21 protein-coding genes are annotated in these 22,847 nt (G+C 67.9%); 7 read left to right on the top strand and 14 right to left on the bottom strand.

What is annotated here, in order from left to right:
• Window positions 1-105: 105 nt before the first annotated feature.
• Entirely contained in the window at window positions 106-1,854 is a 1,749-nt protein-coding gene (locus K3U96_RS05210) for an AMP-binding protein (protein WP_220692293.1), read from the bottom strand.
• A 595-nt stretch (window positions 1,855-2,449) separates the two neighbouring features.
• Here K3U96_RS05210 and pat point away from each other — a divergent pair.
• A complete protein-coding gene (gene pat, locus K3U96_RS05215) occupies window positions 2,450-3,448 on the top strand; it encodes an acetyltransferase Pat (RefSeq protein WP_220692294.1) in 999 nt (332 codons plus the stop codon).
• 12 nt (window positions 3,449-3,460) lie between these two features.
• Here the strand turns inward: pat and lpqN are convergent, their stop codons facing one another.
• The gene (gene lpqN / locus K3U96_RS05220) at window positions 3,461-4,153 is read right to left on the bottom strand and encodes an envelope biogenesis lipoprotein LpqN (RefSeq protein ID WP_069405474.1); all 693 of its coding nucleotides are present in this window, start codon (window positions 4,151-4,153) and stop codon (window positions 3,461-3,463) included.
• A 218-nt stretch (window positions 4,154-4,371) separates the two neighbouring features.
• Between lpqN and K3U96_RS05225 the strand changes: the two genes are divergently transcribed.
• Entirely contained in the window at window positions 4,372-5,958 is a 1,587-nt protein-coding gene (locus K3U96_RS05225) for a PE-PPE domain-containing protein (RefSeq protein ID WP_230982372.1), read from the top strand.
• Here K3U96_RS05225 and K3U96_RS05230 read toward each other — a convergent pair.
• Window positions 5,955-6,266: a hypothetical protein gene (locus K3U96_RS05230; protein ID WP_069405476.1), complete on the bottom strand. Its 312-nt coding sequence runs from the start codon at window positions 6,264-6,266 to the stop codon at window positions 5,955-5,957. The two genes, K3U96_RS05225 and K3U96_RS05230, sit on opposite strands and share 4 nt — an antisense overlap.
• A gap of 60 nt (window positions 6,267-6,326) precedes the next feature.
• On the opposite strand from K3U96_RS05230, the gene K3U96_RS05235 reads away from it, so the two are divergent.
• Entirely contained in the window at window positions 6,327-6,977 is a 651-nt protein-coding gene (locus K3U96_RS05235) for a DUF5642 family protein (protein WP_308206787.1), read from the top strand.
• A gap of 29 nt (window positions 6,978-7,006) precedes the next feature.
• On the top strand, window positions 7,007-7,663 hold the full coding sequence (locus K3U96_RS05240; protein WP_069405477.1) for a DUF5642 family protein: 657 nt from the start codon (window positions 7,007-7,009) through the stop codon (window positions 7,661-7,663).
• Here K3U96_RS05240 and K3U96_RS05245 read toward each other — a convergent pair.
• Together K3U96_RS05245 and soxR are read right to left on the bottom strand one after the other, a co-directional pair.
• Window positions 7,660-8,265 carry an alpha-ketoglutarate-dependent dioxygenase AlkB family protein gene (locus K3U96_RS05245; RefSeq protein WP_220692295.1) on the bottom strand — a complete coding sequence of 202 codons (606 nt, stop codon included), beginning with the start codon at window positions 8,263-8,265 and terminating at the stop codon, window positions 7,660-7,662. The two genes, K3U96_RS05240 and K3U96_RS05245, sit on opposite strands and share 4 nt — an antisense overlap.
• A gap of 33 nt (window positions 8,266-8,298) precedes the next feature.
• Window positions 8,299-8,733, bottom strand: a complete 435-nt coding sequence (gene soxR, locus K3U96_RS05250) for a redox-sensitive transcriptional activator SoxR (RefSeq protein ID WP_069405479.1) — start codon at window positions 8,731-8,733, stop codon at window positions 8,299-8,301.
• 46 nt (window positions 8,734-8,779) lie between these two features.
• On the opposite strand from soxR, the gene arcA reads away from it, so the two are divergent.
• Window positions 8,780-9,991, top strand: a complete 1,212-nt coding sequence (gene arcA, locus K3U96_RS05255; RefSeq protein ID WP_069405480.1) for an arginine deiminase — start codon at window positions 8,780-8,782, stop codon at window positions 9,989-9,991.
• Between the two features lie 50 nt (window positions 9,992-10,041).
• Here arcA and K3U96_RS05260 read toward each other — a convergent pair whose 3' ends face one another.
• Complete coding sequence (locus tag K3U96_RS05260; RefSeq protein ID WP_220692296.1) at window positions 10,042-10,908, bottom strand: putative endonuclease domain-containing protein; 867 nt, start codon at window positions 10,906-10,908, stop codon at window positions 10,042-10,044.
• A 104-nt stretch (window positions 10,909-11,012) separates the two neighbouring features.
• Window positions 11,013-12,554, bottom strand: a complete 1,542-nt coding sequence (locus K3U96_RS05265; RefSeq protein WP_220692297.1) for a dolichyl-phosphate-mannose--protein mannosyltransferase — start codon at window positions 12,552-12,554, stop codon at window positions 11,013-11,015.
• 24 nt (window positions 12,555-12,578) lie between these two features.
• Between K3U96_RS05265 and rsmI the strand changes: the two genes are divergently transcribed.
• Window positions 12,579-13,415 (top strand): 16S rRNA (cytidine(1402)-2'-O)-methyltransferase, encoded by an 837-nt coding sequence (gene rsmI, locus K3U96_RS05270; protein WP_220692298.1) that lies wholly within the window; start codon window positions 12,579-12,581, stop codon window positions 13,413-13,415.
• Here rsmI and K3U96_RS05275 read toward each other — a convergent pair.
• The 7 genes from K3U96_RS05275 to metG form a co-directional block, all read right to left on the bottom strand.
• Entirely contained in the window at window positions 13,371-14,621 is a 1,251-nt protein-coding gene (locus tag K3U96_RS05275; RefSeq protein ID WP_220692299.1) for an aminodeoxychorismate synthase component I, read from the bottom strand. The two genes, rsmI and K3U96_RS05275, sit on opposite strands and share 45 nt — an antisense overlap.
• Before the next feature lie 20 nt (window positions 14,622-14,641).
• Window positions 14,642-15,541, bottom strand: coding sequence for an RNA polymerase sigma-70 factor (locus tag K3U96_RS05280; protein WP_220692300.1), 900 nt, complete (start codon window positions 15,539-15,541; stop codon window positions 14,642-14,644).
• Window positions 15,538-16,716: an NAD(P)/FAD-dependent oxidoreductase gene (locus K3U96_RS05285; protein WP_220692301.1), complete on the bottom strand. Its 1,179-nt coding sequence runs from the start codon at window positions 16,714-16,716 to the stop codon at window positions 15,538-15,540. The genes K3U96_RS05280 and K3U96_RS05285 overlap by 4 nt, the downstream gene beginning before the upstream one ends.
• Window positions 16,717-16,878: 162 nt before the next feature.
• Window positions 16,879-17,787, bottom strand: coding sequence for an RNA polymerase sigma factor SigJ (gene sigJ, locus K3U96_RS05290; protein ID WP_220692302.1), 909 nt, complete (start codon window positions 17,785-17,787; stop codon window positions 16,879-16,881).
• Window positions 17,784-18,968, bottom strand: a complete 1,185-nt coding sequence (locus tag K3U96_RS05295) for an NAD(P)/FAD-dependent oxidoreductase (RefSeq protein WP_069405488.1) — start codon at window positions 18,966-18,968, stop codon at window positions 17,784-17,786. The genes sigJ and K3U96_RS05295 overlap by 4 nt, the downstream gene beginning before the upstream one ends.
• 91 nt (window positions 18,969-19,059) lie before the next feature.
• Window positions 19,060-20,409, bottom strand: a complete 1,350-nt coding sequence (gene gdhA / locus K3U96_RS05300) for an NADP-specific glutamate dehydrogenase (protein WP_069405489.1) — start codon at window positions 20,407-20,409, stop codon at window positions 19,060-19,062.
• Between the two features lie 2 nt (window positions 20,410-20,411).
• Window positions 20,412-21,959, bottom strand: coding sequence for a methionine--tRNA ligase (gene metG / locus K3U96_RS05305; protein WP_220692303.1), 1,548 nt, complete (start codon window positions 21,957-21,959; stop codon window positions 20,412-20,414).
• Window positions 21,960-21,984: 25 nt separating this feature from the next.
• On the opposite strand from metG, the gene K3U96_RS05310 reads away from it, so the two are divergent.
• Complete coding sequence (locus tag K3U96_RS05310; RefSeq protein ID WP_220692304.1) at window positions 21,985-22,839, top strand: TatD family hydrolase; 855 nt, start codon at window positions 21,985-21,987, stop codon at window positions 22,837-22,839.
• The last annotated feature ends 8 nt before the right edge of the window (window positions 22,840-22,847 follow it).

Below are 22,847 nucleotides of genomic sequence, written 5' to 3' on the forward strand. Positions count from 1 at the left end.
TTGTCGGCCCAGACCGCTTCACCGCCGGCAAAGCAATGGTGATCTGGCGCAGGCTGGTACTTACGGCCACGCAAAATACCGATTTATCGATATTTTCAGCAAACACTAATCGTCCACTTGAGAATCCAGTCGAGCGAACTGGCCGGTGCGGTAGTGCTCCACACAGGTGGACCGGCGAATCTTTCCGCTGGTGGTCACCGGGAGCGAACCCGGACCCACCAGCACAAGATCGGCCACCCGCAGACCGTGCGTCTCGGATATCGCCGAGGTGATATCGCGTTTGATGGTGGCGAACCGCTCGTTGACCTGCTCCGGCGAGTCGCCCTTCTTCTTGACCTCGACGATGGTCACCAACTCTTCGGTGCCGCCGTCGTCGGCGATCGAAATCGCGGCGCACCGACCGCCGGAGATCTCCTGGATCGTGGCCTCGATGTCCTCGGGGTAGTGGTTACGCCCGTACACGATCAGCAGGTCCTTGACGCGGCCCATGATGAACAGCTCGCCGTCGGAGATGAACCCCAGGTCACCGGTGCGCAGCCAGGGCCGCTCCGGGGTGCCCGGCGACGGCGCGACAAGCGTCCCGCCGAACGTGCGCTCGGTCTCCTCGGGCTTGTTCCAGTAACCCTTCGCCACGTTCTCGCCGTGCACCCAGATCTCGCCGGTGCTGCCCGCCGGGCACTCCCGCAACGTTTCGGGGTCGACGATCCGCACGGTGTTCGACTCCGGCTTGCCGTAGCTGACCAGCGGGGTGCCGGAGGCGTTCGTGCAGCGCTTGGCATGTCCGATGGACAGCTTCTCGGATTCGAAGTGGGCGATCTCGGGCGGGTCGCCGGGCCTGCGGGTGGCCACATACACGACCGCTTCGGCCAGACCGTACGACGGCCGGATCGAGGTCTCGCGGAAACCGAACTTGCTGAACCTGTCGCTGAACCGTCGCAGCGTCGCCGGATGCACGCGTTCGCTTCCGCTCAACAGGCCGAGCACGTTGCCCAGGTCGTAGCCGGCCAGGTCGTCGTCGGTGGTGCGACGTACTGCGAGCTCGAAGGCGAAGTTGGGCGCCGAGCTCATGACGTTGGTGTGGCTGGCCATCAGCTGCATCCACCGCGCCGGGCTCTGTAGGAACGACATCGGGCTCATCAGGACGGTGCGGAGCCCGCCGAGGATCGGTACGCACAGGCCGAGCAACAAGCCCATGTCGTGGTACAGCGGCAGCCAGGACACCACGGTGGTGTCGGGCGGGGCGACCTTGCCGAAGTCGACGAAGAAATCGGCGTAGATCTGCTCGAAGTTCGCCGACAGGTTGCGGTTGGTGATCATCACCCCCGCGGGTTCACGGGTGGAACCCGACGTGTACTGCAGGTATGCGATCTCCTGCCCGGAATCGCTGCGCTGCCGGGGACGCTTGCGGGAGGTTTCGTCGAGCGCGTCGACGGCGATGACGGTCGGGACCGATGCGGTGGCGTTCGCGTAGTCGGTGACGTCGCCGAGCGCCGCGGAGGTAGTCAGGATGACCGCAGGGTCGGTATCGCGCAGCACCGAGGTGATCCGCTCGTCGTGGGCGCCGGGTTGGGGCACCGAAAGCGGTACCGCGATGAGGCCGGTCTGCAGCGACGCCACGAAGGCCGAGATGTAATCCAGCCCCTGCGGCGCCAGGATGACCGCGCGGTCACCGGGCGACCCGCAAACGTTCAACGCCGAAGCGATGTTTGCTGCTCGGCGATTCAACTGCGCCCAGGTCAGGGTTTCTGAGAGGGCCGCTCCGTTGTGGTCGTAGTCGATGTAGGTAAATGCGGCGTCATTGGGTTGCAGACTGGCGCGTTCGCGCAGTACAGCAGGTATCGAGGACCCCAACATCAACGTACGTCGACCTTCCGGTTCGGCCTGCCATGCCGCGAGCAGGGCATTTGCTATTTGACCGCGCGGACAATTGCTTAAAGATTATGCAACATCCGGTTAGTGTGCGTGCTTACGTCCAAAGTTGCCACCCTATCTGGGGCTCCGAGCGGGTGAACCGCGACCCGAACGGCTAACACCGCGGCTCCGGAAAGATATTTGCTGAGCGCCTCATCTCAAGCGCAAATGCGACCAATCGCGCAGCGCAGCAAACACATTGGCGCTAGCCACCATGCCGAAAAGTGCCATTGCAGCGCAGTGGATCGTGCCGCGAGTGTGATTTTGGTCCGAATTCTGGCCGCCGTCCCGACGCCGGCGGGGGTAGCTTGCCAGCCGCCCAGCCAATATTTGCCCCAGCCGTCAATTTCGGCGGCCGCCGGCTCGCTGTGCGCGTCGACGGCACCGGCCGTCGGCGCCGCGAAATGCGCAACACGCGCTCGGGCGAGTCGCCGAGTCGCACCGGCGCCGACAGCGGCGCCTTCAGGTGTAGCGGGTCGGGCGGAGCGGTTCGTCCCGTTCCTTGCTCGGCCGAACCGCCGCCCCGTAGCCTCGTGAGGTGGCCGGCCTGACTGTCGTCCGCGCCGACGAACTCGCCGCGTTGGAGATCTTCGCCGGCTGCCCAACCGAGACCCTGGTACCGCTCGCGGCGCAACTGCGGCCGCTGAGCGCGGCGCCCGGGCAGGTGCTCATGCAGCAGGACGAGCTCGCGGTGTCCTTTCTGCTCATCGGCTCCGGTGAGGCGGAGGTGACCCACACCGGAGCCGACGGGCACGACACCGTGGCGCGGTTGACGCCCGGAATGATCGTCGGCGAGATCGCCCTGCTGCGCGACGCGCCACGCACCGCGACGGTGATCGCCACCCGGGCGGTGAAGGGTTGGGTCGGCAACCGCGACGCGTTCGCGACGCTGCTCGAGATCCCGAGCATGCTCGACAAACTGCTGCGCACCGCGCGTCAGCGCCTGGCCGCGTTCATCACGCCGATACCCGTCCAGTTGCGCGACGGTACGGAGATGGACCTGCGGCCGGTGCTGCCCGGCGACAACGAACGCGCGTCGCGCGGGCCCGTCGAGTTCTCCAGCGAGACGCTGTACCGACGGTTCCAATCGGTCAGCGCGCCAAGCAAATCGCTGATGCGGTACCTGTTCGAGGTCGACTACGTGCACCATTTCGTCTGGGTGATGACCGAGGGGTCCGAGGGTCCCGTGGTCGCCGACGGACGGTTCGTCCTTGACGCGAACGACCCCACCATCGCCGAGGTCGCCTTCATCGTCGCCGACGCGTACCAGAACAAGGGGATCGGCACCCTGCTCATGGGCGCCGTGTCGGTCGCCGCGGAATATCATGGCGTGCAACGGTTCACCGCGCGGGTGTTGAGTGACAACCTGGCGATGCGTGCGATTCTGGACCACGCGGGCGCGCACTGGCACCGCGAGGACCTCGGCGTCGTCACCACCGAGATCGACGTTCCCGCGCCGCGCAACCCGCCGTTCACCCCCGAACTGACCAAGCAGGTGCGCGATGTCACCCGCCAGGTCGTCCGGGCGGTCGGCTGAGGGGGTCCTTGGTCAGGTCGTGATCGTGGTCTGCTCGTCGATCGCGACGGTGGCATCCATCAGCACACCCATCTGGTCCTCACGGCCGTCGGCGTTCAGCTGCAACACATACAGCGCGTTGTCGACGGGAATCACCACGGTCTTCTGGGCGATCGCACGCCGGACGCCGTCCTTGACGTACAACCCGCCGAGCTGAACCGCGTCGAATCCGGCGAGCTTGCTCGGCTGGCCTTTGTCCCCGCCCTCATAGTTGGGCAGGTTCTGGATCTCACCGGCGGCGAACTCCAGGATCTTGGCAGGGTCGGCGTTACCGGTCAGCTTGGACATCAGTGCGACAACCGTCGGCGGATCGGCTGCGAATTCCGGGGCGGTGAAAAGTATTGCGTTGTACGCCCATTGCGGTGTCTTAGGGCCGGCATCGGCCCAGCCGGGCGGCATCGGCATGGTGACGACCGGCGCTCCGGGGGTGTCGCGCTTCACCGGTTCCTCGGTGAGGTTGTTGTCCCGGACGTAGTCCACGATCGTGTAGTGGGGACCCGCGGCCTGGGCCGACGTCGTGGGCGCGGCTTCGCTGGTGGTGGTCGTCGTCGTTTCGGCGGTGGTGTCCGTCGACTCCTTCTCGGTGTCCGAACTGCAGCCGGCCAAGCCGAGGCCTAGTGCGACGACGGCTATGGCGACGACGCCGCCCCTGACGGAACTGCTCAATTGGGTCTCCCATCGTTGGCGTACGGCCGTAGCCTACGGTCGGCACCGGCTGTGCGCAGTCGAAACCCGCCGCACCACGCGCGGTTATCCGCCCAGCTGCCGGGTACGGCAACCTAAGTCATTTGCTCCCGGATGTCCGGTATTGCGTTGTCGACGGCTCGAATCTGGTGCAATATGCATCTGGGTCAGTGCCTGTCGCCGTTGCTGAGGGGTTTTGCTTGTTGCGCAGAGTTCGTCGTTCGTTCGTTGCTGCGGGGCTGGCATTGTTCGGCACGGTGGTCCTTGCGGTGGCATGGACGGCGGCCACGGGCGTGCAGCTCGCCGCGACCGCACTGATCATGGGCGGCACCGGGCACTCGCTGGGCACCCCGGGCGACGACCCCGTTTCGTTCGTCAACCCGTATATGGACAACGCGATCGACGGCTTTATCAACCCGGCTGCCGCCAGGCCGACGGGCACCGGAGGCGAACCGCTGGCGGGCGTCGGCGCCGGCGACGACCGGTACGCCGTGATCACCCCGGAGGACTTCTTTCCGTTGGCGGGGTCGATGACGTTCGACCGCTCCGTGGCGATCGGCCGGGCCAACTTGAACAGCTGCATGCGCGGCACCGGATGTCTCTACAACGACAACGACCTCATCGACCCCGCGGCACCCGATACGGCGCCCGCAGTGGGGGACGAGTTCGTGGTATTCGGCTACTCGCAGAGCGCGGTCATCGCCTCGCTGGTCAAGCGCGACCTGATCGAAAACCCCGGCCAGACCCCGCCTGACGCCTCGTTCTTTCTGCTCGGCAACCCGATGCGGCCCAACGGCGGCATCCTGGCGCGCGGCCTTCGCGGCTGGACCGTTCCGATCCTCGGCGTGACGTTCTCCGGCCCCACGCCGACCAACAGCTGCGAAACGGGGGTGTGCATGCCCACCATCGACGCGGCCGTGCAGTACGACTTCCGCGGTGGGGACGCCCCGGCCAGCGTCACCAATGTGCTGGCGTGGCTCAACGCCCTGGCCGGTTCGATCTACCTGCACGGGCCGCTGCAGAAAGGGAGCTTCGACGACGCCCTCTACCAGGGGTCGTACGGTGACACCGACTACTACCTCTACGCCACCAAGCGGCTGCCGATCCTGATGCCGTTCGAGCCGTTCGTCCCCTCGCCGATACTGACCTTCCTCGACGCACCGCTGCGAGCCGCCATCGAAGGCGGTTATGCGCGAGACATCAACCCCGGTGTCCCGACGAAGGTGAGCTGGTTTCCGTTCCTGGACCCGGTGCAGACCATCGTCAACATCATCGTCGCGATCCCCGTCGGCATCGACGACGCGCTGGCCGAGGTCAGCGGCGATCCGACGTTCCGCCCGCTGGGGACCAAGCCGGTGACGAGTCCGTTCGGCGTGGGCGGCCCGGAGCTGCCCGAGCCGCCGTCGGCGCCCGACACCGAGGACGAGGACGAGCTGGACGTGTCGTCGTCGGAAAGCGGTGATGCGGCACCCGATGACGAGGTCGTCGACGCGATCGTGGCGTCCGAGCAGGACAGCGACACCGGCGGTACCGAAGAGGAACAGGGCGCCGACGAAGAAGCAGAAGAAGCAGAAGAAGCAGAAGAAGTAGTAGAAGTAGTAGCGCAAGAGGACGTCGAGGACGTCGAGGACATCGACGAAGAGGCCCCCGAAACGCAAGAAGAGACCGTCGACGACGTCACCGAGGCAGAAGAGTCCGAGGACACTTCCCAGCCGGCCCCCGCGCCGGCGACGAGCACCGGCGATGCGGCGTCGACCCCCGACAACGACGACCAGGCCGCCGCCTAGGCTGCGCAGTTCAACGACACCGTGATCGACCTGCTGACCACAACCGTGATCAGCTCGCGGTCCTTGCCCTTGCCGACGGCGACGGTCTGGGTCACTTCTTGCGGATTGCGCACGCTGGTCACCACGCACCGGCTGATCGGCCCGCTGCCGACGCGGTCGATGACGACGTCGTAACCGGAGGCCTCCAATTGCCCGATCGTCTGTTGAGCGTTACCGGATGGCGCAGGTTGTGCGAAAGCGCCGGTCGCCGGGGCCAGCACGATACCCGCGGCCGCCACCGCTGCTGCCACGTTCCATGACGCGCGCATGACGGTCTCCGTCCTTCAGAATGAAGCCTTGTTACTTGTTGATCGCTGGGGGACCCAGAAGTGTTGCGTGCGGTAGTCGCTGTGGTGGCGCTGGCCGCGGCGGCGTGCGGCGGTCCGCCCGCGCCGCCACCCACGTCGTCGACGACGGCGGGTCACGTCAACCCCGCCCGCATCGACCGGGTGCGTGCCGAGGTGCCTGCCGGTTACGAGTTCGCCGCCGTGCCCGCTCGAGCCTCGCCGGCCGAGCTGTGGGGCTACGGCGCAGGGTGGACCGCGGACCCACCGCAGTGCGCGGTGGTGGCCGATCCCGTTCCCGACGCCACGATGACGACGGGGTGGTCGGCCTCCGGACCGGGCGGCATCGTCTACGCCGTCGTGCTCGGCTCGGCGCAACCGGTGCACCTGGATCCGGCGGTGCGCCACGAGTGTGCGCGATGGACGGTGTCAGGCGGACAGGGTCGCGGCAGCGTCACGTTCACCCCGGCGCCGACCGTCGGCGACGCGGTGACGCTCGCAACGGCCACCGACTCGATCACCGTCGTCGAGGGCGGCACCCAAACCCGTTCGGACGCCTGGACCGTCACCGCGTACCTGGGTTCCCATGTCGCGTTCGTCGCCGTCGTCACCGACCCGGGCTCGCCGAATCCGCAACTCGGACATGAGTTCGCCGCCGAGTTGCTGACGGAAACGGTGTCGGCGTTGCGGGGCTGAGCTCAGGTCGGCAGGTAGCCTGTGCGGCGATGTCGAAGAGGGCGGCGGTCGCGATCGCATGTGTGGGTGTGCTCAGCGCGTGTGGGACCGGTGAACCCGACCTGTCCAACGCCGACATCGCGCGGGTCAAGGATGTGCGGTCGAGTTTCGGCCCGGAGTTCACGGTGACCGACGTCGGGCCGAGCGGTATCGACCCGCGGATGCTGGGCAAGCAGGCGCTGCCGCCCGGGATGAAGTTCGACCCCGCCGACTGCGCCTCGTTCGCCAACCAGCAGATGGTGCCCGCCGGGGCCAAGGGCAACATGGCGGCCACCACCGCCGAGGGCGAGGGGAACCGGTTCATCGCCATCGCGATCGAGACGTCGGAAGCCGCCGCGGTGAATGGTCCGGGCGAAAACTGTGCCAAGGTCGGGTTCGTCGGGCCCGGGGTACGGGGACTGGTCGAAACGACCGAGGCACCCCACATCGAGGGGGCGAAGACCGTCGGAACCCATCGGGTGTTGCAGACGACGGTCGGGGGCGGTACGCGCACCGGTGAGCTCTACAACTACGTCGCGAGCTTCGGCAGCTTCCTGGTGATCGTCACCGCCAACCCGCTGGTCGTGCCCGACAAGCCCGTCGCGCCGGTCGACACGCAGCGCGCCCGCGATCTGCTCACCGCCGCGGTCGCCGCGGTCCGGGGTTAGCGGACGTCGTGCGGGCGGAACTGGATGCTGATACGCGGGCCGGTGGGCCTGGTGGTTTTCGGTATCGCGTGCTCCCAGGTGCGTTGGCACGAGCCGCCCATCACCAACAGGTCGCCGTGTGCGTGCTGAATGCGCAGCGACTTACCGCCGCCTCGGGGGCGTAGCGCGAAAGTCCTTGTGGCGCCGAGGCTGACGATGGCCACCATGGTGTCCTCGGTCCTGCTGCGGCCGATGTTGTCGCCGTGCCAGGCCACGCTGTCGTTGCCGTCGCGGTACAGGCACAGGCCCGCGGTGGTGAAGGGTTCGCCGAGTTCGCCGGCGTAGGCGTCGTTGAGCCGACGCCGGATGTGCTTGAGCCGCGGGTGCGGCGCCGGCTCGTCGGCGAGGTCCGCGAAATCCACGAAGCTGACCAGACGTGGCACGTCGACCACGCGGTCATACATCGGCCTGCGTTCGGCCCGCCAGGGCACGGCGTGCTGCAGTTCGGCGAAGAGCGCGTCGGCGTCGTCCAGCCAGCCGGACCGGAAATCGATCCAGGCGCCGCCGCTCAGATGGCGTCGTTCGGCGTGCTCGAACAGCGAGCTCTGCAGAGCCAGCTCCATGACCGCGATCCTATCGCACAAGCGTTCGAAGCATCAGAGCCGGACCGCGCCGGGGCCCTCGGCGGCGAGGATGTCCTCGGGGTTGGACAGCGCGCACGTCTTCAGGCTGAGGCAGCCACAGCCGATGCAGCCGCTCAGGTTGTCGCGCAACCGCTGCAGATGCAGGATGCGGTCGTCGAGGTCTTGACGCCAGCCCGCCGAGAGCCTGGCCCAGTCCTTGCTCGTCGGCACGCGATCGGTGGGCAGGCTGGCCAGCGCTTCACGGATGCGCGCCAGCGGTATGCCCAACCGCTGCGACATCCTGATGAAGGCCACGCGCCGCAGGGTTTCGCGGGCGTAGCGGCGTTGGTTGCCCCCGGTGCGGCGGCTGGTGATCAGCCCCTCGCGTTCGTAGAAATGCAGCGCTGATACGGCCACACCACTGCGAACGGCCATCTCGCCGGGAGTCAACTCGGTGTTGCGCTCCATGACCTGAACAATAGTTGAGGTGGCTGATCGCGCTACGGTGCTAGATGTGACGGGCGGTGCGCTGGGCTGCGACTCCGAGGTCGGCGCGCTGCGGGTCGTGATCCTGCACCGGCCCGGCGCCGAACTGCAGCGGCTGACCCCGCGCAACAACGACGCGCTGTTGTTCGACGGGGTGCCGTGGGTGGCCAAGGCGCAGCGGGAGCACGACGCGTTCGCCGCGCTGTTGGCTTCGCGCGGGGTCGAGGTGTTGTTGCTCGCCGATCTGCTGACCGAGGCGCTGTCGCACAGCGGCGCCGCCAGGATGCACGGCATCGCCGCCGCGGTGGATCCGCGACGGTTGGGAATCCAGCTGGCACAGGAACTCTCGGAGTACCTGCGCGATCTCGAGCCGGCCTCGCTGGCGCGGGTGCTGACGGCCGGGATGACGTTTCAGGAGTTGCCGTTCACCGACAGCGAGTTGTCGCTGGTGCGCAGGATGCATCACAGCGCGGACTTCGTCATCGACCCGTTGCCGAACCTGATGTTCACCAGGGACTCGTCGTTCTGGATCGGGCCGCGGGTGGCGATCACCTCGCTGGCGTTGCCCGCACGGGTGCGCGAGACGTCGCTGACCGACGTCATCTATGCGCACCACCCGCGGTTCCTGGGGGTGCGACGGGCATATGAGTCCCGCTCGGCGCCGGTCGAGGGTGGTGACGTGCTGCTGCTCGCGCCGGGGGTGGTGGCCGTCGGGGTGGGGGAGCGCACCACCCCCGCGGGCGCAGAAGCGTTGGCCCGCAGCCTGTTCGACGACGACCTGGCGCACACCGTGCTGGCGGTGCCGATCACCCAGCAGCGGGCGCAGATGCACTTGGACACGGTGTGCACGATGGTCGACCTCGACGCGGTGGTGATGTATCCCGGCGTGGTGGACTCGTTGTCGGCGTTCACGATTCATCGCAACGGTAGCGGTGGGGTGCGCATCGACGATGCGGTGCCGTTCGTGGACGCTGCGGCCGAGGCGATGGGCATCGATCGGCTGCGGGTGATCGCGACGGGTCTGGACCCGGTGACCGCCGAGCGTGAGCAGTGGGACGACGGCAACAACACGTTGGCGCTGGCGCCGGGTGTCGTGGTGGCCTACGAGCGCAACACCGAAACCAATGCGCGGCTGGCCGATGCGGGTATCGAGGTGCTGCCGATCGAGGCGTCCGAACTGGGTACCGGCCGCGGCGGGCCGAGGTGCATGTCGTGCCCGGCGGCCCGCGACCCGCTGTAGTCCTTCCGTTGGAACGCCCCTTGGAACCGCCGAAATAGCATTCCAGGTTGCTATGCGGCGCGATTTGCAGCCATGGCTTCACGTTCGCGTCGGGACCACGCTTCGCGGACCCAGTTGATGATCTGATGCGGGCGGTGTTCCTTGATCACGCGCAGGATGATCCAGTTGCGGCGACTCAGCATCCGGTGTTTGGCGATGTCCATGGCATACCGACGCGGATCCGTGCGATGTTGGTCCCCGTCGTATTCGAGACCGATGAGCAGATCCTCCCAGCCCATGTCGATGTACGCCCAGCCGTACTCCGTGTCGTACACGGGAACCTGCGTCTGCGGGCGTGGAAATCCTGAGTCGACCAGCAAGAGCCGCAACCACGTCTCTTTGGGGGAGTGACCGCCGGGGTCCATCAGGTCGATGGCTTCCCGGAATCGGCGCACGCCGCGGGCGCCCTTGTAGCGTTCCGCCAGTGGGAGAACGTCGTGTGCGGTTAAACCGGTGGCACGAGCCAACGCGTCAAGGTGTGCGACTGCGACGCCGCGCGGCAGGTACCGGCCCAGATCGAACGCCGTGCGCTGCGCCGCGGCGACCGGTATACCGTCGACCCGGACGATCTCATCGTCGCCGATGCGATCGCGGCGCGTGATGATGCCAGTGGGTGGCCGGTTGTTGGCGCACAGCAGTTCGACCGGTGTGCCATTGTCGACCCATCGGTCACCGTGCAGCGCAGAGGCGGCGCGCCCGGTGATTACGCCTCGTCGCCCGGACCACAGCCAAGCGCCGACGGTGCTCGTATGCAGTGATTGTTCTGCGTCTCGAGGGATATACACGTCGCGGTAGATGCTCCGGTACCTCGACCGCAATTGCCCCCGGGTCAATTCGCCGCGCTCTATCGCTTCGGTTCCCAAGAAGATCCTCCCCATGCAGTGATCGTGCTGCACATGACGAGCGATTCGCCGAGATAGCAATTGGGGCTGTGGATAACCCAGCGCAACCGCCTGGAATGCTATTTCGGCGCCCAGAAGAGCTAGCGCCAGGACGGCAGCCAGATCTGCATGTTCCAGGTTTCCTGGGAGATCGGGATGCCCGTCAGAATCGGATACAGCCACGCGAAGTTCGTCAGGACAAGCGCGACATAGCAACTCACCGCGATCAGCCCGAGCGTTCGGCGCTCCGAGTTCTGGTTCGGCTTGTACAAGATGTCGCCGAGGATCAATGCGATCGCCATCGCCAGGAACGGCGCCATGGTCGACGCGTAGAAGAAGTACATCTGCCGGTCGATGTCGAAGAACCACGGCAGAAACCCTGCGCCGTAACCGACCAGCACCGCCGCATAGCGCCAGTCGCGTTTGATGAATGCCCGCCACAACCCCCACCCCAGGACCGGCACCGCGATGAACCACATCGCAGGCGTACCGACCAGCATCACCGCCTTCACGCAGGACTGCGCGCCACAGCCCGGCACGTCCTGGTTGTCGATCGCATACAGCACCGGGCGCAGCGACATCGGCCACGTCCACGGCTTGGACTCCCACGGGTGGTGGTTGCCGTCCGCGTTGGTCAGGCCGGCGTGAAACTTGTACACGCCGTAGGTGTAATGCCACAGCGACCGCAGCGCGTCGGGGATCGGCAACACGCTGTGCTCACCGATCGAGTTGCCCACCTCGTATCGGTCCACCGCGGTTTCGGATGCGAACCATGGCGTGTAGGACGCCAGGTATACCAGGAACGGAATCACCACGATCGCGTACAGCGACGGAGCCAGGTCGCGCCGCAACGCGCCCAGCCACGGCCGCGGCACCCGGTACTGGCGGCGCGCGGCGATGTCGAAAGCCAGTGTCATCACGCCGAAGAACGCGACGAAGTACAGCCCCGACCACTTGGTGGCGCAGGCCAATCCGAGCAGCACGCCGGCACCGAACCGCCACCAACGCACGCCCAGCCGCGGCCCCCACGGCGTCTCGCTGATCCGGCCTTCGAACAGCGCGACGTGCATGCGCTCGCGCACCTGGTCACGGTCGACCATCAGCGCGCCGAACGCCGCGACGACGAACACCGTGAGGAACCCGTCGAGCAACGCGGTGCGCGCGGTGACGAAGCTGACCCCGTCGGCGATCACCAGCAGCCCGGCGATCGCGCCCACCAGCGTCGAGCGGCTGATGCGCCGCGCGGTCCGCGCCACCAGCACCACCATGATCACCCCGCACACCGCGCCGGAGAACCGCCAGCCCAGCCCGTTGTAGCCGAACAGCGCCTCACCGATCGCGATCAGCTGCTTACCGACGGGCGGGTGCACCACCAGGCCGTAGCCCGGGTTGTCTTCGACACCGTGGTTGTGCAGCATCTGCCAGGCCTGCGGTGCGTAATGCTTCTCGTCGAAGATCGGGGTGCCGGCATCGGTCGGCGAGCCCAGGTTCAAAAAGCGCGTCACCGCCGCGAGCGCCCCGATGACGACGGTCATCATCCAGCCCTGTAACCGGTCGACGGGCCCGAAGTCGGCGACGGGTACCTGCGGCGCCGGGCTGATGACCGGGACCGCGCGCGGCGCATCGGTGGCGGTGGCGGTCACGCATGCGATCGTAGGCTGTCCGGCATGAGTGTCGGTCGGCTGCTAATCGGTGCCACGCCGTTGGGTCAGCCCGCGGACGCCTCGGCGCGCCTGGTCAGGGCGCTGCGCAGCGCCGACGTCATCGCCGCCGAGGACACCCGGCGCATCCGGACGCTGGCCGCCGCGCTGGACGTCAGACCGGTCGGCAAGGTCATCAGCCTCTACGACCAGAACGAGGCGACGCGGGTGCCGCGCCTGGTCGATGACATCCGGGGCGGCGCGACGGTGCTGGTGGTCAGCGACGCCGGGATGCCGCTCATCAGCGATCCGGGGTACCGGCTGGTGACGGCCTGCATCGACGCCGGTCTGCCGATCAGTTGTCTGCCCGGCCCGTCCGCGGTGACGACGGCGCTGGCGGTGTCCGGGCTGTCGGCCGACAGGTTCTGCTTCGAGGGTTTCGCACCGCGTAAGCAGTCCGCCCGCCGCACCTGGCTGAACACGTTGGCCGCCGAACGGCGCACCTGCGTGTTCTTCGAGTCGCCGCGCAGGCTCCAAGAGACGCTCGCCGATGCCGTCGACGTGCTCGGCGGGGACCGTCGCGCGGTGGTGTGTCGCGAGCTGACCAAGACCCACGAGGAGGTGGTGCGCGGCACGCTGGCCGAACTGTCCGACTGGGCCGCCGACGGTGTGCTCGGCGAGATCACCGTCGTGCTGGCCGGCGCGGTGCCCAAGGCCGACGTCGACACGCTGGTGGCCGAGGTGGCCAAGCTGGTCGACGCCGGCGTCCGCGTCAAGGACGCCTGCGCCGAGGTGGTCGCCGCGAACCCGGGGTCGCCGTCACGGCGCGAGCTCTACGATGCGGTGCTGCGGTCGCGCACCTGAGCCGATGACCGGGGCGGCCTTGTGCAGGCATTCCTCCCACTCGCGGTCAGGATCCGAGTCGGCGGTGATGCCGCCGCCGACGCCCAACACCGCGTTGCCCGCCGCGTCGAACTCGACTGTCCGAATCGCCACGTTCAACTCGGTGCCCGCAACCGGTGACGCCAAACCTACTGTCCCGCAGTACACCCCGCGCCGGGACGGTTCCCAGCCGCGCAGCAGCTGACGCGCCCGCGTCTTGGGTGTCCCGGTCACCGACGCGGGCGGGAACGTCGCATCGAGCACCGCGGCCATCGGCACGTCAAGGCCGACCCGCGCGGTCACCGTCGACACCAGATGCCACACGCCCGGGGCCGGCCGGACCGCGAGCAGCTCGGGCACGGTCACCGAACCGGTGATCGCGATCCGGCCGAGATCGTTGCGCACCAGGTCGACGATCATGATGTTCTCCGCCACGTCCTTGACCGATGCCCGCAGCGCGGACGGATCGGCATACCGGGGCAGCGTGCCCTTGATCGGGCTCGACGCGATCGCCTCACCACGCCTGCGCAGGAACAACTCCGGGGACAGCGACGCCACCGCGCCCCAGTCGCCCGCGACGTAGGCCGCCCTGGCCGGGGAGGTGCGCTCGACGGCGTCGACGAAGAAGTCCGTCGGCGAACCGGTGAGCCGACCACGGATCTGCGTGCACACACACGCCTGGTAGACCTCGCCGGCCGCGATCGCCTCCAGGCACGCCGACACCCCGCGTCGATGCGCGTCGCGGTCGGGCTGGTCCCATGCGATCGTGTTCGGCCGATGTACAGCTGGCGCGCCGAGCGCATCGCTGACCCACGGGGAAAGCGCTGTGCCAGAAAGGGATTCGTACCACCACCGGCCGCCGGCATCCTGCCGCAGCACACAGTCCGACCAGCCGCCTGCCGCCTCGGGGATGCGCGGCCCGGCCCCGTCGGCGGCGCCGTCGGGATACGACAGGTAGCCGAACCAGCCGCCCCCGACCGCGTCGGCGGATACCCCTGGGGCGACGTCGAATACCGCTGCGGGGTCGACGGGCGTGACGGCCACCGACGGTGCGATGACCGCGCGGGAGGTAAACCAGTCGCCGATCAGCGCGGCCGGTGGCGGCGCGCCGCGACGGGCCGCGGCCAGCGCGACGGCGCGCAGCACCGCGGGGGCGCTGCCCAGCTCGCCGAGACGCTCGATCCGCACCGGTCAAGCGTGTCAGAGAGCTACCGGCTGACCGCGCGCGGGATGTCGATGCCTACCAGCTTCTCCGGGTTGCGCATCGCGTAGAAGTGCGAGATCCGCCCGTCGACGATCTCCACGGTGATGACGCCTTGGAAGCTGTCGCCGAGGTAGAGCTTGAGCGCGGGCGCGTTGTTGTACATCACCGGTTCGACGCGGCCGCGTTCCCCGGCGACGCGAATCAATCCGACGAGCACCTTGGCGACCTTCTCGGCGCCGACGATCGGCTTGCGGGCCGCGCTGACCTTGCCGTCGCTGTCGGCGGTCCACGTGACGTCGTCGGTGAGCATCTCCAACAGCGCGTCCACGTCGCCGCTCGAGGCCGCCGCGAAGAACCTGGAGGTGATCTCCGCGGACACCTTGGGATCGACCGGCTCGAACCGTTTGCGTCGGGACTGCACATGCTCGCGCGCCCGGTGTGCCATCTGCCGCACTGCGACCTCGGACTTGCCGATCGTCGCGGCGATCTCGTCGTGGCTGAAGCCGAACACCTCGCGCAGCACGAACACGGCACGTTCGTCGGGGCTCAGCGTTTCCAGCACGACGAGCATCGCCATCGAAACCGATTCCGCGAGAATCACATCCGAGGAGGCGTCGCCGGTATCCACCAGCAGCGGTTCGGGCAGCCACGGGCCGACGTAGTCCTCCCGCCTGCGCGTCTGTGCGCGCAGAGCGTTGAGGGCCTGGCGGGTGACGATCCGGGCCAGGTAGGCCTTGGAATCGCTCACCGTCGCCAGGTCCACCTCGGCCCACCGCAGGTAGCTTTCCTGCAACACGTCGTCGGATTCGGTTGCGCTGCCCAGGATCTCGTAGGCGATCGTGAACAGCAGCGGACGCAGCAGCGTGAACCGCTCGACGTGTTCGTCACCGGGCCCGGTGTTCATCGCACCGACGCTACCCCGGTGTGCGCCGGCTGTTCGGGGCGTGGGCCGCCCTTGAACCAGAAGCTGGACCCGGGCCTGCGCGCCTCGAGACGAAGGCCCCACACCGTGCCCTTGCAGACGAACTCCTTGATCGCTGCCCCGAGCCGACCCGCGACGTAGTAACGCACCGCGGTGTCGTCCTGACGGGCGAACTGGATGACGGCCGCGCGACGGCCGAGGCTGACGTTGGATCCCACGAAGCCGTACCGCATCAGCGCGGGTTCGGTGCCCGCGATCCGGCTCAACACGGTGTTGGCCGCCTGCGGTCCTAGCTGCGTGGCGGATTGGCAGCTCATCCGCAGCGGCGTCGCCGACGGGGAGGCGCAGTCGCCCGCGGCGATGATCCGCGGATCGTCCACGCTGGTCAGCGTCTCGTCGGTGAGCAACCGGCCCAGCGCGTCGGTGCGTAGACCGGAGGCCGCGGCCAACGCGGGCACACCGAAGCCGGCCGTCCACACGGTCACCGCGCTCGGGCGCACCGCGCCGTCGGCGAACACCACCGCGTCCGGCCGAACCTCGGTCACCACGTCGGATTCGAGGACTTTGACCCCGCGCTTGCGCAGCCACTTGGCCGCCGAGCGTCGGCCCCGCTCCGAAAGGCTCGGCAGCAGCCGGCCGCCGCAGACCAGCGTGACGTTGCGGCCCTGCTCGGCCAGCTCCGCGGCCGTCTCGGTGCCGGTGAGCCCGGCACCGACCACGGTGACAGGCGCGCTGATGTGCAGCTCGTTCAGCGCCGCACGCAGCCGCTGCGCCAGCTCGAACTCTGCGATCGGGTAGGCGAATTCGGCGGCGCCGGGCACCGAGTCGGGCACCGCGCCGGTGCTGCCGACCGCGTAGATCACGTAGTCGTATCCCACGGTGTCGCCCGAGGCCAGCGCCACGGTGCGCGATGCGGTGTCGATGCGGGTGGCGGTGTCGACGACGAGCCGTACGCCGTCACCCAGCAGGGTGTCGTAGTCCACGGTGGCCTCGCCGCTGCCCGCGACCAGCTGGTGCAGCCGGATCCGCTCGACGAACTGCGGGCGCGGGTTGACCAGCGTGATGTCCACGTCGTCGCGTAACCGCAGATGGTTGGCGGCCAGTGCCCCGGCGTATCCGCCGCCGATGACGACCACATGTGTGCGCTTCGCGGTCATGGTTGCTCCTCTCCAAAGGGGTTCTGCCCTCTAGACACCGCAGCCTGCCCGGGCGTGACACGACGTGGCGGACGTCACACCTGACCCCGCGCCGAACGTGGGTTACCCGCACGCCTCGAGCGGAAAATATGTGCGGGTAACCCACGTTCGGCCGAACCACCGTCAGCGGCGGATTGTGCGGGGGCGGGCGATCCCGGCCAGCTTGTCCGGGTTGGCCATCGCGTAGAAGTTGGTGATCTTGCCGTCGACGACCTCGACCAGGAACACGCCCAGCAACTCGTCGCCGTCGTAGATCACCACGGCCGGGGCGTTGTTGCAGTTGACCGTCTCGAAGCGCAGCGCAGGCAGCAGTTCGGGGCCCTTGCGCAAAAAGCTGACGATCAGCGCCGCCACCTTCTTGGCGCCCACCACCGGCCTGCGCACCGCGGGGGCCTTGCCGCCGCTGTCGGCGGTCCAGGTGGCATCGGGTGCGAGCATCGCCAGCAGCTGCTCCATGTCGCCGGTGGCCGCCGTGGTCATGAACTGTTCGGCGATCCGCACCGACGTGGTGAAGTCGACGGGTTCCATCCGCCGGCGCCGCGACTGCACGTGTTCGCGGGCACGGTAGGCCATCTGCCGCACCGCGGTCGCGGATTTTCCGACGATCGACGCGATTTCGTCGTGGCTGAACCCGAACACCTCGTGCAGTACGAACACCGCGCGCTCGTCGGGGCTCAGCGTCTCGAGCACGACCAGCATCGCCATCGAAACCGATTCCGCGAGAATCACATCCGATGACGCATCGGCGGGTTCCAGCAGCAGCGGTTCGGGTAGCCACGGGCCGACGTAGTCCTCGCGGCGGCGGGCGCGGGCCCGCAACGCGTTGAGGGCCTGCCGGGTGACCAGCTGCGCCAGGTACGCCCTGGTGTCACGCACCGTCGCAAGATCCACGTCGGCCCAGCGCAGGTAGCTGTCCTGCAGCACATCGTCGGATTCGGTTGCGCTGCCGAGGATCTCGTAAGCGATCGTGAACAGCAGCGGGCGCAGGTGGGTGAACCGTTCGGCGTGCTCGTCGGCGGAGGTGGCGCTCATGTCGCGGTCACCTTCTCACTGCCGGCGAGCCGCTGCGCGCGCTTGGCGCTCTTGAGCCAGCGCAGCGAGCCCGGTTTGCGGGCTTCGCGGGCCAGCAACGTGACCGAGGCCCTCAACGCCGCCGTCTTCAGCGTTGCGCCGGTCCGGCCGCCGAGGTACAGCGGGGTGGCGGTGTCGTCGGTGTGGGACAACTGGAAAACGCCTGCCCTGCTGCCCAGGCTGATGCACTGGCCGGCCAGCGCCACGTTCAGCGGCGGGGGCGCCGTGCCCGCCATCCGGCTCAGCACCGTGTCGGCGGCGTGCGCGCCCAGCGGGGCGGCCGACGCGCAGCACATCCGCAGCGGCTGGTTCGACGGCGCGACCGCATCACCGGCGGCGACGATACGCGGGTCGTCGACGCTGGTCAGGCTCTCATCGGTGAGAAGCCGGCCCAGCGCGTCGGTGCTCAGGCCGCTGGCCGCGGCCAGGTCAGGTACGCCGAAGCCGGTCGCCCAGACGGTAAGTGGGCTGGGCACCTCGCGCCCGTCGGCAAGCGTGACGGTGTGGCGCGTCACGGCGGTGACGGTGGCCGCCGGGCCGTCGAGCACGGTCACGCCCAGTTTGGCGAGCCGACGCGCCGCCGAACGGCGGGCCGGCGCGCTCAGATACGGTCCGAGCGCACCGCCGCACACCAGCGTGACCGGGTGGCCCTGCTCGGCGAGTTCGGCCGCCGTCTCGATGCCCGTCGAGCCGGCGCCGACGACGGTGAGCGCGGTGGTGGCAGGGAGGTCATCCAGTGCGGCGCGCAGGCGGGTGGCGTACTCGAATTCGGCTATGGGATAGGCGAATTCGGTGGCGCCGGGCACCGAGGCGGGAACGGCGGCGGTGCTGCCCACCGCATAGATGAGGTAGTCGTAGTCCAGCGCATCGCCGGAGCCCAGTGCCACGGTGCGCGCCGCGGCGTCGATGCGGGTGGCCCGGTCGGTGACCAGGCGGATGCCCGCACCGAGCACCTCGGCGTAGTCGACGACCGCGTCGTCGCGGCCGGCGACCAACTGGTGCAGCCGGATTCGTTCGACGAACCGGGGTCGCGGGTTGACCAGCGTGACGTCGGCGTTCTCGGCCATCCGCACGCGGTTGGCCGCGACGGTTCCGGCGTATCCGCCGCCGAGTACAACGACGTGGGTGCGGGTGTCGACCATGATGTCTCCTTACTCTGCAGGGTGTCGTGTCCTTGAGACACCGTCGAGAGCGGGGACGTAACGGCCGGGCGGACCGGTGTGGTCTACATCACTACACGAGGCCGAGCGCCAGCATCGCGTCGGCCACCCGGATGAACCCGGCGATGTTGGCGCCTGCGACGTAGTTGCCCGGCTGGTCGTACTCCTCGGCGGTCGACAGGCAGCGGTTGTGGATGCGGCGCATGATCTCTTCCAGCCGCTTCTCGGTGTCGACGAACGTCCACGAGTCGCGCGAGGCGTTCTGCTGCATCTCCAGCGCGCTGGTCGCGACGCCGCCGGCGTTGGCGGCCTTGCCCGGTGCGAACGTCACGCCGGCCTCGTTGAACTGCTTGATCGCCGCCGGTGAGCACGGCATGTTGGCGCCCTCGGCGACGAACCGGCAGCCACCCTTGATCAGGTAAGCGGCCTCGTCGCCGTTGATCTCGTTCTGCGTGGCGCACGGCACCGCGATGTCGCACGGCACCTCCCAGACCGGGCGGCCCTGTACGGAGTGTGCGGCACCGGCGCGGGCCTCGGCGTAGTCGATGATCCTGCCGCGCTTGACTTCCTTGATCTCCTTGAGCAGGGCGACGTCGATGCCCTTCTCGTCGACCACGTAACCGCTGGAGTCCGAACAGGCCACCACCGTGCCGCCGAGTTCGTGGATCTGCTCGATCGCATAGATCGCGACGTTGCCCGAACCCGAGACCACCACGCGCTTGCCATCGAAGGAGTCGTTGGCCGCCTTGAGCATCTCCTTGATGAAGAACACCGTGCCGTAGCCGGTGGCCTCGGTGCGCACCTGCGAGCCGCCCCACGTCAGACCCTTGCCGGTGAGCACACCGGACTCGTAACGGTTGGTGATCCGCTTGTATTGGCCGAACAGATAACCGATTTCGCGCATGCCGACGCCGACGTCACCGGCGGGCACGTCGGTGTACTCGCCGAGGTGGCGGTACAACTCGGTCATGAACGACTGGCAGAACCGCATCACCTCGCCGTCGGAGCGGCCCTTGGGGTCGAAGTCCGACCCGCCCTTGCCGCCGCCGATCGGCATGCCGGTCAGCGAGTTCTTGAAGATCTGCTCGAAGCTGAGGAATTTGACGATGCCCAGATACACCGTCGGGTGAAACCGCAGGCCGCCCTTGAACGGGCCCAGCGCCGAGTTGAATTCGACGCGGAAGCCGCGGTTGATCTGCACGGTGCCGGTGTCGTCGATCCAGGGCACCCGGAAGATGATCTGGCGTTCGGGCTCGCACAGCCGCCGGATCACCGCGGTGTCGACGTACTCCGGGTGCTTGGACACCACCGGACCGAGGCTGTGCAACACCTCGTAAACGGCTTGGTGGAACTCGGTTTCTCCGGGGTTGCGCCGGGAAACTTCCTCGTAAATATCGTGCAGGTTGTAGTGAAGGCCACTCATTCTCAGTCCAGTTGATAGCGCGGGAACACGCCGGTGGGTGCGGGTAGCGCCGTACCAGGCGCTAACCGCGTACCAACCGACGCGAATGTGCGTTGCTTGGCAGTCTGCCCGAGCAAGTCGAGCAGCTTACCCGTCGATTCCGGCATCACCGGCTGGCTGAGCAGCGCTGCGATCCGCACGGTCTCTAACGTCGTGTAAAGGACGGTTCGGAAGCGTACCCCGTCCTGTGGGAACTCGGACTTCCGCAGCACCCAGGGTTCCTGGGCCGAGAAGTACCGGTTGGCCGCACCGAGCACCGACCAGATCGCCTCCAGCGCCAGGTGCATCGCGGTCGCGTCGTAGTGACCGCGCACCCGCTCCAGCAGCCCGTCGGCGGCGGCCAGCAGCTCCTTGTCGTCGGCGGTGAAATCACCTGGCTCGGGAACGATCCCGTCGAGGTTCTTGGCGACCATGGACAGCGAACGCTGAGCCAGGTTGCCCAGTTCGTTGGCCAGATCGGAGTTGATCCGCCCGATGATGGCGTCTTCGCTGTAGCTGCCGTCCTGGCCGAACGGCACCTCCCGCAAGAAGAAGTACCGCACCTGGTCCACGCCGAACGTGTCGACCAGCGCGTTGGGGTCGACCACGTTGCCGACCGACTTGCTCATCTTCTCGCCGCGGTTGAGCAGAAAACCGTGCACGAAAACCTTGCGCGGCAACTCGATTCCCGCCGACATCAAAAACGCCGGCCAGTACACCGCGTGGAACCGGATGATGTCCTTGCCGATCATGTGCAGGTCGGCAGGCCAGTACCGGTTGAACATCGCCGAGGAGGTGTCCGGAAAGCCCACGCCGGTCAGGTAGTTCGTCAACGCGTCGACCCACACGTACATGACGTGGTCGGGATGGTCGGGCACCGGCACGCCCCAGTCGAACGTGGTGCGCGAGATGGACAGATCGCGCAGCCCGCCCGAGACGAAGCTGACCACCTCGTTGCGCCGCACCGCGGGCTCGATGAACTCCGGGTGCGCCTCGTAATGCGCCAACAGCTTGTCGGTGTAGGCCGACAACCGGAAGAAGTAGGTCTGCTCCTCGGTCCACGTCACCGGCGCGCCGGTTTCTCCGGCCACCCGCACCCCGTCGGCGCCGACGACGGTTTCGGCCTCGGTGAAGAACCGTTCGTCGCGCACCGAGTACCAGCCGGCGTAGGTGTCAAGGTAGATGTCGCCGGCGTCGTTCATCCGGCGCCAGATCTCCTTGGAGGCCTCGAAATGGTCGGGGTCGGAGGTGCGGATGAACCGGTCGAAGGAGATGTTGAGCTTTTCCTGCATCCGCTGGAACACATCGGAGTTGCGCCGGGCCAGCTCGGCGGTCGGGATGCCCTCGGCCGCGGCCGTCTCGGCCATCTTCAGCCCGTGCACGTCGGTGCCGGTCAGGAAGCGAACGTCGTAGCCGTCGAGGCGCCGAAACCGCGCGAGCGCATCGGTGGCGATGTACTCGTAGGCGTGGCCGACGTGCGGGTCGCCGTTGGGATAGGCGATGGCGGTCGTGACGTAGTAGGGCTGCTCCATTTCTAGCTCAGCTTATGGTGTTGCGGTGAGTGAGAAGCGCGCAGGCAGACGGGAGCGACCGCCGGCACCGCAGCCGCTGGCCCCGCTGATCGACGCGCACACCCACCTCGACGCGTGCGGAGCCACCGACGCCGCGAGCATCACCGAGATGGTGGACCGCGCCGCCGACGTCGGTGTACAGGCCGTCGTCACCATCGCCGACGACCTGGACTCCGCCCGGTGGGTGACCGGGGCCGCCGACGCCGATCCGCGTGTGTACGCCGCCGTCGCACTGCATCCGACCCGGGCCGACGCACTGACCGAGGAGGCCAAGACCGTTCTCGAGCGGCTGGTGAGCCATCCCCGGGTGGTCGCGGTGGGGGAGACCGGCATGGACATGTACTGGCCGGGCAAGCTGGAGGGCTGCGCGTCGCCCGCCCGTCAACGCGAGGCCTTCGCATGGCACATCGACCTCGCCAAACGGACCGGTAAACCGCTGATGATCCACAACCGGGAGGCCGACGCCGAAGTGCTCGACGTGCTGCGCGCCGAAGGGGCGCCCGAGACGGTCATCTTCCACTGCTTTTCCTCGGACGCGCAGATGGCCCGAACCTGCGTGGAGGCGGGCTGGCTGCTCAGCCTGGCGGGCACCGTCAGCTTCCGCAACGCCAAGGCGCTGCACGAAGCGGCGTCGCTGATACCGCTTGAGCAAATGCTCGTCGAGACCGACGCGCCGTTCCTGACCCCGCATCCGTACCGGGGTGCCCCCAACGAGCCGTACTGCCTGCCCTATACAGTGCGGGCGCTGGCCGAACTGCTGGACCGGCCGGCGGAAGTACTTGCAGACGAAACTACTACGACGGCCGTGCGGGCCTACGGGCTGCCAAGTTGTTGGACCTAGTCGTTTTC

Origin of the sequence: Mycolicibacterium holsaticum DSM 44478 = JCM 12374, from assembly GCF_019645835.1 — a bacterium.
In the GTDB taxonomy this organism is placed as follows: domain Bacteria; phylum Actinomycetota; class Actinomycetes; order Mycobacteriales; family Mycobacteriaceae; genus Mycobacterium; species Mycobacterium holsaticum.